The organism is Knoellia aerolata DSM 18566 (assembly GCF_000768695.1).
GTDB lineage: Bacteria > Actinomycetota > Actinomycetes > Actinomycetales > Dermatophilaceae > Knoellia > Knoellia aerolata.
The window spans coordinates 66,390-80,124 of record NZ_AVPL01000010.1 but is presented as its reverse complement, the minus strand read 5'-3'; the positions used below and the strand labels follow the sequence as shown (position 1 = coordinate 80,124).

Sequence of the window (13,735 nt, the reverse complement as noted above, 5' to 3'; positions counted from 1 at the left end):
GGTGCCGCATGATCACCGTCGACCAGCTGCTCGAACGAGTCGCCGTCCTCACCCGAGAGGTGCGATCGACCGACGAACCGGTCACACAGAAGCAGTGGCAGGCATTCGACGCCACCCTGCACCGCTTCCTCGTCGGCAGCATTGGGTACCAGGGCAGGCGAGTGGGAAGCGGCGACCCCTGCGCGAACATCCTCAGGGAGCTCGTCGACCGCTATCCGCCCCGTCCGCGCTCACCCGTCGCTGACGCACCCGTGCGACCTGAGGACGCGGCCCGGGTGGGTGCGCCTTTCTCGGCCCACGGAGTGGGACTCCCTCGGCGCGGCGGACTGCGGCTCCTGCCTACATCGGACGCAACGACGAGCATCGCCCTGCCTGATGCCACCGACCCGAACCCGGTCGCACGCATCACCTGCGCTCTCGGCGCCCTGGCTGACCTGGTCGATGTCCTTGAGTATCAGCAGGTTCCAGACACGAGCGAGATCGCCACCAACACGGCCCACGTGCTCGCGGCCGCGGCCGTCGTTGCCCGTCACACCCTCGCTTGGGGTCCTCTCGTCGCCGCCGATCGTCCCTTGGCCATTGGGAAGCATGTCGAGGCTGCCCTGGCAGCAATGCAGCCGGTGCTGCAGGCCACCCCTCCCCTGTCCTTTCGGGGCCTGCCAGCCCTGGCCGACGTCGACGTCGGCGACACGGCTCTCGATCGATCGATGAACGCGTGGGCCTTCGCCAGTGAGGTCGAACTCCGAGCACGCATCCCCAGCGCCCATTCACTTCACATGCTGGTCAACCAAGGCGCACACATGACCGCCACCCTCGCCGCAGTCGCCGACCAGTCAGACGTTTCTCGGAGGCGGGACGGCGCGACGCCGCCCCTCGTCGCAGCCGGGCACGCCCTCGCGGCTGCGGACAAGGCGTGGGTTCCCGGGCTGACAACGCTCGTCAGGCCCAGCACCGACTTCATCACGGCCAGCCGCGAGCTCTTCCTCGCCCTCGAAGAAACGCGGGCTCGTTCGTGCGGGTTCACGGAGCAGGAGCGGGATCGCACCACGGACAGCCTTGCGCATGCCATGACCACTCTCGGGCACCGGCTGACAGGCGCCCGCTCCTTCCTTCGGCCACTAGCCGACGGGAAGGTCCTGTACGCACCGGCACGCCGAGTCGAGGGTTCGCCGGAGCGCCTCAACGACCGTCTCAAGGGGCGCTACGTCACCGTCGGGTACTTCGACATCAAGGACCTCGACGCTGCCTGGCACGCGGCCGCCCTTGCCACCCGAAGCGCCACGACCCAGCTGCTCCGTCGGCCCCCAGCGCACGCTGCCAGTCTTTGTTGAGCGTTCGCAATCGGCGAGAGGCAGGTTCTCCCGTAGGTGAGATGGGCGACCGGCGACGGAAGAACGTCATTTCTGAGCGTCACTCGAGATCACCCTGTCATCGCAAGGACAGTTCTGCGCGGCGGTTTCGACCCGCCCTGTGGGTTGCACAACCCAGTGGCCGCCCCCATCCTTCAGCTCGGTCAGTGGGCAGCCGGTCGGGCGGATCAGTCCGTGCGTTGCGTGATTGTGCCGGCCGACAGCAACGCCTCGATCTCGCTCTTGGCCCATCCCCAGTCCGTCAGGGTCGAGACCGTGTCGGCGCCCGGCGCGTGCTCCGGCACGGGGTCCAGGGCGGGGGTCTCGGAGAAGCGAGGGGCGACCCTCGGCTGCGGCGCTGGGCCCACGGTGCTGAAGACGCCGCGACGAGCCAGGTGTGGATGCTCAGGCGCCTCGCTCAGGGACAGGACCGGCGCAACGCAGGCATCCGTGCCCTCGAACACCCTCGTCCACTCGTCGCGCGTCCTGCTGCGAAATCGGGCGCCGATCAGGTCCCGATGGCGCGGCCACTGGGCTTTGTCCATCTGTTGGGTCTCCAGATCCGGGAGTCCCAGCGCCTCCACGAGCAGACGGTAGAACGCCGGTTCGATGGCGCCCACGGCGACGAACTTCCCGTCCGCGCACTCGTAGACGTCATAGAAGGGTGCGCCTCCGTCGAGGAGGTTCACACCACGTCGGTCCTCCCAGGCGCCCACCCCGTGCATGGCGTAGATCATCGTGATGAGGGAGGCCGCACCGTCGACCATGGCAGCGTCCACGACCTGCCCCCTCCCATGTTGCCTTCGAGAGTGCAGCGCGCTGAGGAGACCGACCAGAAGGTACATCGTCCCGCCACCGAAATCGGCGAGAACGTTGACCGGCGGCACCGGCCGGTCCTGGGTGCCGACGAGGTGAAGCGCACCCGAGACGGCTGCGTAGTTGATGTCGTGGCCAGCCATGCCTGCCCAGGGGCCGTCCTGGCCCCAGCCGGTCATCCGGCCATAGACGAGCGCCGGGTTGCGCGCGAGACAAGGCTCGGGGCCCAGCCCAAGCCGCTCCATGACACCAGGCCGCATCCCCTCGATGAGGATGTCAGCCTGCTCGACGAGCCGAAGCACCACCTCAGGGCCCTGATCGGACTTGAGGTCCACCGCAATGCTCGGACGGCTGCGCCCCAAGCCGCCGGTGAGGTCAAGACCGTTGTTGGCGGGAGCTGTCCGGTCCACCCGAACCACCTCGGCTCCGAGCTCGGCAAGGATCATCGCCGCGAAGGGAGCAGGTCCGATGCCTGCAATCTCGACGACCTTCACACCCGCCAAGGGCCCGTGCCGGGGAGGGCCGCCGCTCGGGGATCTCATGCGACGGCTTCGAGCGGCGCCGGCACCAGCTCGCGCAGTCCGGGCACGACCTCGTCCGCCAGCGTGGTGAGGAACCGCCCTTGGTCGGCGCCGGGCCCGTGGAGGACGAGGTGGTCGAACCCGAGATCCGTGTAGAACCGCACCGCATCGACGACGTCCTCAGGCCGGGACGCGACGATCCACCGCTTGGCCACCTGCTCGAGGGGCAGCCGGTCGGCCACGTGCTCCATCTCGGCCGGGCTGTCGATGGTGTGCTTCTGTTCTGCCGTGAGCGACAGGGGCGCCCAGAAGCGCGTGTTCTCGAGTGCCAGATCGGGGTCAGGGTCCCACGACAGCTTGATCTCGATCATCCGGTCGATCGGCTGTCCGGACCGGTCACCCTTGGCGCGGCCCTCTGCGACAGCTGGAACGAGCTGGTCGGCATAGAGCTCTCGTCCCTTGCCGGACGTGCAGATGAAGCCGTCACCCACCCGGCCGGCATACCTGGCCACCATCGGCCCGCCCGCTGCGACGTAGATCGGGACCGGACGGTCAGGGCGGTCGAAGATTCGCGCGTCAACGGTCCGGTAGTAGGTGCCGTCGAAGGTGACTGACTCGTCCGTCCAGAGCTTCCTCATCAGCTCGACGGACTCGCGAAGGCGGGCGAACCGCTCCTTGAACTCGGGCCACTGCCCGTCCGGGACCGACCCCACCGCCATTTCGTTGAGCGCCTCTCCACTGCCGACGCCAAGGAAGATCCGCTCGGGGGCCAGGCAGGCAAGCGTGGCGAACGCCTGCGCGAGGACGGCAGGGTTGTAGCGGAAGGTCGGTGTGAGCACGGAGGTGCCGAGCAGCACCCGCTCGGTGCGTGCCGCGACGAAGGCCAGCCAGGTCAGTGAGTTCGGGGCGTGGCCCCCGCTGAGGCGCCACGGCTGGAAGTGGTCGCTGACCGTCACGGAGTCGAGTCCCAGCTCCTCAGCCCGGATGGCGTATGCCGTCAGCTCACCTGGGGAGAACTGCTCCGCCGAAGCCTTGTACCCGATCCGCATGTCGTGAGGCTCCTTCGCGTGGTCCGATGCGTCTCATATTAGTTCAATGATTGATCTGATTGCGAACGATGTCGCGTCTTGGGACAGAATGACGCGGTGAGTCTGGCCAAGGGCATCGTGGGACAAAGCGTCGCGAGCCAGCATGCCCGCCGGATGGTGGCCGCGCTGGCTCCCGTGGTCGGGCCCGCGGTCACGGTGGATGTCGACCTCGACTCGGCCCCCTCTCCCGAGGAGGACTGGACCACGTCGGGAGGACGCAGCCTCACGGGGTACCCCACAGAACGACCCTTGGGCGCACGAGGTCATCCGGCGTCGGCGGTCCGAGCCGCACTGGCCTGGCTCAGGGCCCTGCAGCGTGCGAGCGCGCCCGCGGGCGCGGACACCCTTCCGGGGATCGAGCTGTTGGGCGAGCGTGCCGAGCACCTGCGTCTGTCGCGCAACGCTCCGTGGTCCTGTGGCGGCGCCATGACGATCGTGCCGTGCGCCCACGGCCATCTCGCGGTGTCCTTGGCCCGCCCCAGTGACGTCGAGCTTCTGCCGGCGGCCCTCGAGCGGCCAGTGGAGGACGACGCGTGGACTGCTCTTCGGGCCTGGTCGAGCACCCGACCCGCGGTCGAGGCTGCGGCTCGCCTCCAGCTGCTCGGGATCCCGGCCGCGCCGGTGGGTGTCCACGACGGCCTTCCGGCCAGGCCGTGGCTGGTGGCGACCCCGGGTGGACGTCGCAGCCCGTCCCGGCGCGGGGGCCGTCCCAGGGTCGTGGACCTGACCTCGCTCTGGGCAGGGCCGCTGTGCGCCCGGCTCCTGCGCTGCGCCGGCGCCGACGTGGTGAAGGTCGAGAGCGTCCACCGGCCGGACGGGGCTCGTTCCGGGAGCCCTTCATTCTTCGACCTCTTGAACGGGGGATCCGAGCAGGTGTCCCTGGACCTCCATGCACGGGCGGGTGTGGCGCACCTTCGCGCCCTCATCAACGATGCGGACGTGGTCCTTGAGGCGTCCCGGCCTCGAGCTTTGGCACACCTCGGACTCGATGCAGGCGACGTGGTCGCCGCTGGCACGACATGGCTGTCGATCACGGCGCGCGGACGGGAATCGCCTTGGGTCGGGTTCGGCGACGACATCGCCGCCGGGGCCGGACTGCTCGCTCAGTCAGACGCCCCCCTGCCTGCTGGTGACGCCCTGGCGGACCCCTTGGCCGGCGTTCACGCGGCCGTGGCCGTCACGGCCGCTCTCACGAGCGATCGGGCCTGGCTGCTGGACCTGTCCATGCACGACGTCGCCCGGATGTGCGCTGACGATGTGGAACCTGCCACCCCGAACGCCGAACGCCGAACGCCGTGACCCACGAGACGCTCCTCCTCGATGTCGAGGTCCACGGAACGCGTACCGACGTGCGGGTTCTCGACCAACGTCTTGCCGAGATCGCACCAGGGCTGGCACCGCTCTCAACGACAGCGGAAATCGTCAACGGGAGGGGCGGAGCGCTCATCCCGGGCCTGCACGACCACCACGTCCATCTCCTTGCCATGGCGGCCGCCATGGACTCCGTCGACCTCACGTCCTCGAAGCGACCGTGGGCCGAGGCCCTGCGACGTGCGATGCCTGATGCCACTGGCTGGATCCGGGCCATCGGGCACCACGACTCCCTCTCGATGCTCGACCGCGACTCGCTCGACCGAGTGCGAAGCGATGTGCCGGTGCGTGTTCAGCACCGAGGTGGCGGCCTGTGGATCCTCAACAGCAAGGCCCTCTCACACCTGCCCGAGACGCAGGGATCGGTGGGCGACCCGGGCGTGGAGCGCGATGATGTCGGGCGACGAACGGGCCGCTTCTGGCGCCGCGACGACCTGATCCGAACGGCCGTTGCGACGTCGGCCCTTCCCGACCTCACCGGGGTGAAGCACCGTTTGCGACGCCTCGGTCTCACGGGGGTCACCGATGCGTCACCTGATCTCGACCCGTCGGTCGTCGAACATCTCCAACGCGCCCTGTCGGCCGGGCCGGACCGGCTGCGGCTCATGCTTCTGGGCGCCGGCTCCAGCGGTGGGACCGAGACATGGGCTCAGGTCGGCCCGCTCAAGCTCCTCTTGCACGACCATCAGCTGCCGGACCCGGACACTCTGGCAGAACGGATCGCGGACTCACACGCCGCTGGTCGCCCGGTCGCGGTTCACTGCGTGACCCGGGCCTCCCTGGTGCTCACGCTGGCTGCCATCGAGCTGGTCGGGCCGATGGAGGGAGACCGGATCGAGCACGGGTCCGTGGTTTCACCCGAGCTCGTCGAGTGGATCGGTCGGCTCGGCCTTCGCGTGGTCACACAGCCCGCATTCCTCCAGGACCGCGGAGACGACTACCTGGCTGAAGCCGAGAGTCACGACGTGCCGCATCTCTACCCGTATGCCGCTCTGCTCGCTGCCGCGATCCGCGTCGCCCCCTCGAGCGACGCGCCCTACTCGTCCCCGGATCCATGGGCCACCATGCAGGCCGCGCGAGATCGGCTGTCTCGCAGCGGTAGGCGCGTGGGTGACGACCAGGGCGTGACGCCGTCGAAGGTACTCCAGGGCTACCTGTCGCCGCCAGGCGACCCGGGAGGGCAAGCACGTGAACTGACCGAAGGCGCACAGGCCGATCTGTGCCTTCTCCACGTGCCCCTGTCCGAGGCGCTGAGGACGTGCTCCTCGGACGTGGTCAGACGGAACTGGGTCGGCGGCGAGTGACCAAGGTCAGGCGTCGACCACCTCTGCAGCTTCAGCAATCGCCGTGACGACGCGCCGACGCACCAGCTTGCCGGTCTCCGTACGCGGGAGCTCGTCCATCACGTGAATGCGGTCCGGCGTCTTGCTGCCACGCAGGTGGAGGCGGACGTGCTGGCGCAGCTGTTCAGGGTCAATCGTGCGTCCTGGACGTGCCACCACGGCGGCTTCGATGCGCTGACCCCACTCGTCGTCCGCGACCCCCACGACGGCACAGTCGTCGACGTCCTCATGGTCCAGCAGGACGTTCTCGATCTCGGCGGGTGCGATGTTCTCACCGCCACGGATGATGGTGTCATCGACCCGGCCGCCGATGAAGAGATAGCCATCCTCATCGAGGTAGCCCTTGTCCCGGGTGTCGAAGAAACCTCGCTCGTCAACGGCGCGGCCGATCCCGGCATACTCGGCGGACACCTGATCACCACGCACACAGATCCTCCCCACGCTGCCTGTCGGGAGCACCTCGTCGAAGGGGTCACGGATCTCGAGATCGATGGTGGGGAGCACCCGCCCGGTCGAGCCCAGTCGAGCGCGCACGGCCGGGTCGTCACTGGCCAAGGCAGCGCGGTGGTCGTCCGGTCCGAGGACGGCGATCGTCGACGACGTCTCCGTCAGGCCGTACGCATTGACGAACCCCACCTCTGGCCACAGCGACAGCGCGGTCTCGATGATCCGGGTCGGCATCGCGGCACCGCCGTAGGCGAGATTGCGCAGGCTCGGTACAGAGAGGTCGCCGTCCGACCCGACGATTCGGGCCAACATCGTCGGGACCACGAGCGCGTTGGTCACCTGCTCGTCTCGGACGAGGCCAAGCCACTCCTGCGGAGTGAACTGCTCGAGCACGAGTGTGCGCCGACCCGAGAAAAGGTTGCTGAGAACATTGGCGACGGCCGCGATGTGATACGGCGGGACACTCACCAACGCCGCGTCATCCTGGGCTGCCCCGGCGAACTCGACCGAACCCAGGACGTAGGAGACGAGGTTCTCGTGACGCAGAAGCACGCCCTTGGGCTTCGAGGTGGTCCCGCTGGTGTAGATGATGATGGCCGGGGCTTCGGTCCACTCGGGATCGGACTCGTCATCGTCGACATCGGTGCCGGAGAGCCACTCGTCGGTCGTCAGAGCGGTCAAGCCCAGCTGCCCCATGTGGGCGACGGACTCAGGGGCGGTGACCACGAGGGCGTTCTGGTGCTGGCTGAGCAGATAGTCGAGCTGCTCCTCGCCCAGACGGTAGTTCACAGGAACGAGTGGCACGCCGGCGAAGGCTGCGGCGAACATGGCAACGGGGTAGGCAGGACCGTTGACCGCGACGTAGAGCAGCGCCTCCGCCCGGTGGCTGCGCAGCAGGGCAGCCCCCGCTCGGGCTCGCCGGCGGAGGTCCGCCGGAGTCAGTCCGTCGGACACACGGCCAACAACCACCCGGTCGCCGAAGCCGTCGCAAGCCATGTCCAGGAGCATCGTGAGGTGCATCGTTCGAACCCTCAGTCCGACGCCGGCAACGGCTTGGCGTCGCGCAGGGTCAAGGACTCACCATCGATGGCGAGAGTGCCCTTGCCAGGCTTGGTCGCCAGCAGCTCCACGTTGTCGGCGGCGTTGACGTAGCGCTTGCCGATCAGCGTCCCGCCCAGGAGCTCGGGGTTCGGGTCTCCTGCGGGCGGCTCCTCGGACTTCGGGTCGTAGAGGGCCAGACCCCCGGAGGTGACCTCCACATCCGCGTCCGTGGCTCTCACCACGACGACCGTCGCACCGTCCACGGCGCTGGCCAACGTCTTCCCGATCGTCAGCTTCATGGCTGCCTCCTTGCAGTCCGGGTACGCCATCTCGGCGCGAGTCTAAAGCACTATATCAGTTCACTGATTTGCCTGACGGCCGGATTCAGCGTCCCTCCACGGGATCCAGCGGGGCTCCGAAGATGGTCGGCTCAACGACCGGTCCACACGGGAGGGCGCCTCTCGGCAAAGGCCTGGGCACCCTCGCGCGCGTCCGCGGACGCGAAGACAGGCATCATCAGGGCATCCTGCTCGGCCCATCCCTGCGCCCAGGTCCAGTCCGAGGAGCGGGTTGCGATGGCCTTGGTGGCGGCGACCGCCAGCGGCCCGTTCTCCGCAATGGTGGCGGCGAGCTCCAGCGCATGCTTGAGCGCCTCACCTCTTGGTGCGAGCCGGTTGACCAAACCGATCTCCGCAGCGCGCGCCGCAGTGATCGGCTCGCCGGTGAGGAGCAGCTCCAGCGCCAACGCGGGCGCGACACGCTTGGCCAGCAGCAGTGCGGCTCCACCGCCGGCGACCAGCGAACGTTTCACCTCGGGCACCCCGAACTGCGCCTCCACCGAGGCCACGACAAGGTCGCACGCGAGGAGCAGCTCGAAGCCTCCAGCGAGGGCCCAACCCTCGACGGCACCAATGAGTGGTTTGCGTGGAGGGGTCTGGGTGATGCCGCACAGTCCACGCCCCTCGATGGCCGGTGACTCCCCGCGCAAAAATGCCTTGAGGTCCATGCCCGCAGAGAACACTCCCCCGGCCCCGGTCAGCACCCCCACCCTCAGGTCATCACGGGAGTCCAGCTCGTCGACGGCAGCCGCGACGGCCTCGGCCACCTCGAGGTTGAGTGCGTTCTTGGCCTCGGGGCGGTTGATGGTGATGACCTGCACGCCGTCGAGTGCTTCGACGATGACCTGCTCGGGCATGGAAAACTCCTTGGCTTCGGGATGACCGGCATCGAACCGATCACGGACAGGGTTGGTCGGGATCAGAGCAGCTCGAGGATCGTCGCGTTGGCCAGTCCTCCGCCTTCACACATCGTCTGCAGGCCGTAGCGAATGTTCCGGTCCCTCATGTGGTGCACGAGCTGCGTCATGAGACGCGCCCCCGAACCTCCCAAGGGGTGGCCGATCGCTATGGCTCCGCCGTTCGGGTTGAGTCGAGCCGGGTCGGCGCCCGTCTCCGCGAGCCAGGCCATCGGCACAGATGCGAAGGCCTCGTTGACCTCGAACGCACCAATGTCGTCGATCAAAAGCCCTGACTTCTGGAGAGCCTTCTGCGTCGCCGGGATCGGCGCGGAGAGCATCATGACCGGGTCGTCGCCGGCGAGGACCCCCGTGTGGAAGCGGGCGATCGGGGTGAGACCCAGCTCAGCGGCCTTCGCGGACGTCATCATGAGCACGGCAGCTGACCCGTCGCTGATCTGGGACGCGTTGCCAGCATGGATGACGCCGTCGTCCTTGAAGACGGTCTTCAGCCCGGAGAGGCTCTCCACCGATGTGCCACGCCGAAGGCCCTCGTCGACGGAGAACAGGCTGCCGTCCGCCAGGGCGACCGGCGCGATCTGCGCCTCGAGTCGGCCGCCGTCAATGGCATCTGCCAGCTTCGCGTGCGAGCCCGCAGAGAACTCGTCCAGCTTCTCGCGAGACAGACCCCACTTGTCAGCGATCATCTCGGCACCGATGCCCTGGTTGAAGCCCTCGATCCCGTAGCGGTCCAGGACGGATCGGGGCGACGGCGATCCGTACTCGCGCACGGCCGTGGAGGCGCCGATGGGGACGGTGCTCATGATCTCGACCCCGCCGGCGACGACGACGTCGTACTGGCCGGAGATCAGTCCGGCTGCGGCGAAGTGGACAGCCTGCTGGGAGGAGCCGCACTGTCGGTCGATCGTGGTCCCGGGCACCGACTCGGGCCAACCGGCCGCGAGCACAGCCGTGCGCGCCGTGTTGTTCGCCTGCATTCCGACCTGGTTGACGACACCCCAGATCACGTCGTCGACAACCTCAGGGTCTATGCCCGTCCGGGTCTGTAATGCCTTCAGCACGTGGGCCGACAGCTCGACCGCGTGCTGACCGGACAGGGCGCCGTTCCTGCGACCCACTGGCGTACGGACAGCCTCGACGATGACGGCGTCACGAGCGGACACGATGAACCTCCTCGATACGGCCCGCCGACCGTCGTCGGGCAGTCTATTCAGTTTAATGATTGAACTGTGTCCTGCCAAGGTGGAGCGCGCGTGACTCAATACACTCGGCCACGTGACACCGCCTCTGGCCCACCCCCTCACGGACATCCTCATCGTGGAACAGCTCGAGCCCCTGCTGTTCCGTGGTCGTCTGCGCACCGCGATGCCGATCAGGGCGTTCGGCGGTGAGGTGTCGGGTCAAGCCGTCCTCGCCGCGGGCCGCACCGTTCCGCCGGCTCGGCACATCCACTCGGCCCACGCTCACTTTCTGCGCCCGGGCCGCGCTGACGCAGAGGTCACCTACAAGGTCGACGACACTCGGGACGGCGGCTCGTACACGACACGCCGGGTCGAGGCCATCCAGCAGGGAGAGGTCATCCTGCTCCTCACCGCCTCGTTCCATGTTGGTGACGCCAGCCCCTTGAGTCATCAGGTCCCACGCCTGGCAAGCGCCCCGGTGGAGTCGGTCCTCGACCCGGACGAGTCCTTCGTCGGCGACGAAGACATGCTCGACTGGGTGACATGGTTGCGGGACCGGCAAGCCGTCGACCTGCGCTTCCCCCAGCCGCCCGTGCGTGCACGTGTGCGGGACGGGCGGCCCACCGACCCCCGGCAGTCGCTGTGGCTGAGGGCTTCGGATCCGCTCCCCGACGACGCGCTGGTGCATGCAGCAGCGTTCACGTACCTCGCCGACCTGCTCCTGCTGTCCACCGGCCTGGGGCCCCATGCGCGAAGCTTCCCCGACGGGGCGCTGATGTTCGCCACGCTCGACCACACGGTGTGGTTCCACGAGGAAGCACGGGCAGACCAGTGGTTCCTGCACGACATGGAGGGAACTTGGTCTGGTCATGGAAGGTCGTTGTGCCGAGGGAACATCTTCGACCGGGTCGGGCGCCTGACCGCGTCGACGATGCAGGAAGGGGTGGTCCGGCCTCTCACCCGGTGACATTCTCCCGGGTCGAGGGCCGAAAGGAGGTGGCCAGCAGGAGTGCCGCGGCGGCGATCCCGCCACCCGCCGCCACCAGCGCCCACCACGGACCCGCCAGCTCGAGCCCCAGGACCCGGTCCACCGACCAGCGACCCGGCCCACCGGCGGCAAGAGCGACCGCCGCCATGGCGACGAGGAGGACGTACTCCCACCCGCCCTTGAAGACGAAGTAGCCCTTGCCCCGGTGGTCGGTTCGCATGGCCACCACCATCAAAGCCACGAAGGCCATTGCGGCAAGGCCCGTGAGGAGCCCGAACGCCAGGAGCAGACCCGCCCCGATCTCGGTCAGGGCCGCCACACGAGCGTGGAGCCAGGCCGGACGGAGGCCGAGGGCCTCGAACCAGCGTTGAGTGCCGGCGAGCCCTCCGCTCCCGAACACCTTGTTGGTCCCGTGCGCAACCAACATGGGGCCCAGGGCCAGCCTGAGGATCAGGAGAGCGAGGTCGGTGTCCATGAGGGTGCCTCCGAGGTCGAACGTTGGCCGAGCATCACGATGCAATAATACAGATAACTGATTGTACTATACTGTCTCCATGCCTACAGACCAGGCCCTGGCGGCCGCGCAGACAAGCGACCCCGAAGACGTCCGGGCGCAGGCCAGCTTCGTGGCCGGCGTCGGCTTCACCGAGGTCATGAGTCTCGAGGAGATCGAACCGGACCTGTTCCGGGCGGACTTCACCTATGAGGACGAGTACCGGCTCTATGGCGGACAGGTGGCAGCTCAGGCTCTGCTGGCCGCGGGTCGAACCGTCGACCCGGCTCGGAGTCCACACTCACTGCACGGCTACTTCCTGCGGAGCGGACGTTGCGAGCTCCCCACAGTCTTCGAGGTGCACCGCGACCGCGACGGCCGCAGCTACTCAGCCCGTCGTGTCGTGGCGCGCCAGGAGGGGAAGGCGATCTTCACCGCCGTCATGTCGTTCGCCCTCACCGGCGCGGACCACACGGCACCTGAGGCGCAGAACCAGGTCATCCAGGCGCCCCACGCCCCCCTCCCCGCCGACTGTGAGCAGATCCCCGTTCCACGGCTCTTCGCCCATGAGTGGGGACTGCTGGAGCCACTGACGCCCAGACTCCCCTTTCCCGAGCGTTTCTGGTCCCGCTGCACGAGCGACCTGGGTGACGACACACTGCTGCACGCCTGCGCGATCACCTACATGTCAGACGGTTCGAGCGGGCTGGGTCGCTTGCACGACGAGCGCAACACCACCGGCGCCAGCCTCGACCACGCCGTCTGGTTCCACCAGCACGTGTCGGCCGATCAGTGGCTGCTGAACATCATGGAGCCCGTCCGCACCGCCCACGGCCGAGGCCTTTACACCGGCTCGATGTTCACCGAGGACGGCACGCTGGCGGTCAGCCTGGCCCAGCAGGCGCTGTTCCGACCGACCGGATGACAAGCACGGGTGACCGACTCGCCCGCTCAATACACCTGAATGAACTTACTGATTGACGGGTAGGCTCCCATCCATGGCCACTACTTCAGCCGCCCCGGTCGGACGGATCATGCGAGCACCCAAGACTGCGGAGCTGATCGCGACCGATCTCCGACGACAGATCGTCAAGGGGCAGCTCACGCCCGGCGAGACCCTGCCACCCGAAGTCCAGCTCATGGGTCAGTACGGCGTGTCACGACCCACGCTTCGAGAGGCCTTTCGCATCCTCGAGACCGAAACCCTGATCACCGTCCGCCGGGGATCTCGCGGTGGAGCCCAGGTGATGACCCCGGACAGCTCGGTGGCCGCCCGCTACGTCGGCCTGCTCCTCCAGCTGCGCGCGACCACTCTCGTCGACGTGTACGAGGCACGAATGGTCATCGAGCCGTACTGCGCGCAACTGCTGGCCAAGCGACGGACCGACGACGACCTGGCTGACCTCCGGGCCTGCATCGCCGACCTCAGTCACCTCGTCGAGGCCGGCGTGGAAGCCGTCCCGGATCCGGCACGTTGGTCCGACCTCACCTATCAGTTCCACGTTCTGATCTTCGAGCGCTGCGGCAACCAGACGCTGGCGGTGCAGTGCGAGGTGCTCGCAGACATCGTCGCAACCCACCTGCAGCAGACCATCGCCACCGGCCTCACCGTCGGCCGCTCAGCAACTGCGGGCTTCAAGCGGACGATTCGGTCGTACGAGAAGATGGTGGTCCTTCTGGCGGCCAAGGACGCGGGCGGGGCGGAGTCACACTGGCGCCGGCACATGGAGGGCGCGGCCAAGGAGATCTTCGCCGAGCAGCCCAAGGACCGACCAGTCGTCGACCTCTTCCACTGATGTGCCGATGGTGACGCGGTGACCTCGTCCCTTCGGAGAGGTCACC

General features: G+C 68.0%; 13 protein-coding genes. 6 read left to right on the top strand and 7 right to left on the bottom strand.

The genetic code is table 11. The features are described from left to right. Positions 1-1,331: hypothetical protein (locus N801_RS20960; protein WP_169744211.1), on the top strand; the 1,331-nt coding region annotated here is incomplete at its 5' end. A gap of 206 nt (positions 1,332-1,537) precedes the next feature. Here N801_RS20960 and N801_RS06235 read toward each other — a convergent pair. Next, positions 1,538-2,659, bottom strand: coding sequence for a CaiB/BaiF CoA transferase family protein (locus N801_RS06235; RefSeq protein WP_245618243.1), 1,122 nt, complete (start codon positions 2,657-2,659; stop codon positions 1,538-1,540). 44 nt (positions 2,660-2,703) lie between these two features. After that, positions 2,704-3,735: a glucose-6-phosphate dehydrogenase (coenzyme-F420) gene (gene fgd, locus N801_RS06230; protein WP_035934938.1), complete on the bottom strand. Its 1,032-nt coding sequence runs from the start codon at positions 3,733-3,735 to the stop codon at positions 2,704-2,706. A gap of 96 nt (positions 3,736-3,831) precedes the next feature. Here fgd and N801_RS06225 point away from each other — a divergent pair, with 96 nt between their 5' ends. Together N801_RS06225 and N801_RS06220 are read left to right on the top strand one after the other, a co-directional pair. Further along, the gene (locus tag N801_RS06225; RefSeq protein ID WP_052112670.1) at positions 3,832-5,073 is read left to right on the top strand and encodes a CoA transferase; all 1,242 of its coding nucleotides are present in this window, start codon (positions 3,832-3,834) and stop codon (positions 5,071-5,073) included. Beyond that, complete coding sequence (locus N801_RS06220) at positions 5,070-6,449, top strand: amidohydrolase family protein (protein WP_035934935.1); 1,380 nt, start codon at positions 5,070-5,072, stop codon at positions 6,447-6,449. Before N801_RS06225 ends, N801_RS06220 begins: the two co-directional genes overlap by 4 nt. A gap of 6 nt (positions 6,450-6,455) precedes the next feature. Here the strand turns inward: N801_RS06220 and N801_RS06215 are convergent, their stop codons facing one another. From N801_RS06215 to N801_RS06200, 4 genes are all read right to left on the bottom strand, one after another. Continuing rightward, positions 6,456-7,955: a class I adenylate-forming enzyme family protein gene (locus tag N801_RS06215; protein ID WP_035934932.1), complete on the bottom strand. Its 1,500-nt coding sequence runs from the start codon at positions 7,953-7,955 to the stop codon at positions 6,456-6,458. Positions 7,956-7,966: 11 nt separating this feature from the next. After that, positions 7,967-8,275, bottom strand: a complete 309-nt coding sequence (locus N801_RS06210) for a hypothetical protein (RefSeq protein ID WP_035934930.1) — start codon at positions 8,273-8,275, stop codon at positions 7,967-7,969. 131 nt (positions 8,276-8,406) lie between these two features. After that, a complete protein-coding gene (locus tag N801_RS06205) occupies positions 8,407-9,171 on the bottom strand; it encodes a crotonase/enoyl-CoA hydratase family protein (RefSeq protein ID WP_035934927.1) in 765 nt (254 codons plus the stop codon). 62 nt (positions 9,172-9,233) lie between these two features. Further along, entirely contained in the window at positions 9,234-10,394 is a 1,161-nt protein-coding gene (locus N801_RS06200; protein WP_035934920.1) for a thiolase family protein, read from the bottom strand. Positions 10,395-10,506: 112 nt separating this feature from the next. On the opposite strand from N801_RS06200, the gene N801_RS06195 reads away from it, so the two are divergent. Further along, positions 10,507-11,379, top strand: a complete 873-nt coding sequence (locus N801_RS06195) for an acyl-CoA thioesterase (protein WP_035934919.1) — start codon at positions 10,507-10,509, stop codon at positions 11,377-11,379. Here the strand turns inward: N801_RS06195 and N801_RS06190 are convergent. After that, on the bottom strand, positions 11,369-11,875 hold the full coding sequence (locus N801_RS06190) for a DoxX family protein (protein WP_035934916.1): 507 nt from the start codon (positions 11,873-11,875) through the stop codon (positions 11,369-11,371). The two genes, N801_RS06195 and N801_RS06190, sit on opposite strands and share 11 nt — an antisense overlap. Positions 11,876-11,954: 79 nt before the next feature. Between N801_RS06190 and N801_RS06185 the strand changes: the two genes are divergently transcribed. Both N801_RS06185 and N801_RS06180 read left to right on the top strand, forming a co-directional pair. After that, entirely contained in the window at positions 11,955-12,818 is an 864-nt protein-coding gene (locus N801_RS06185) for an acyl-CoA thioesterase (RefSeq protein ID WP_084108339.1), read from the top strand. Between the two features lie 73 nt (positions 12,819-12,891). Further along, complete coding sequence (locus N801_RS06180; RefSeq protein ID WP_035934908.1) at positions 12,892-13,689, top strand: FadR/GntR family transcriptional regulator; 798 nt, start codon at positions 12,892-12,894, stop codon at positions 13,687-13,689. Positions 13,690-13,735: the final 46 nt, after the last annotated feature.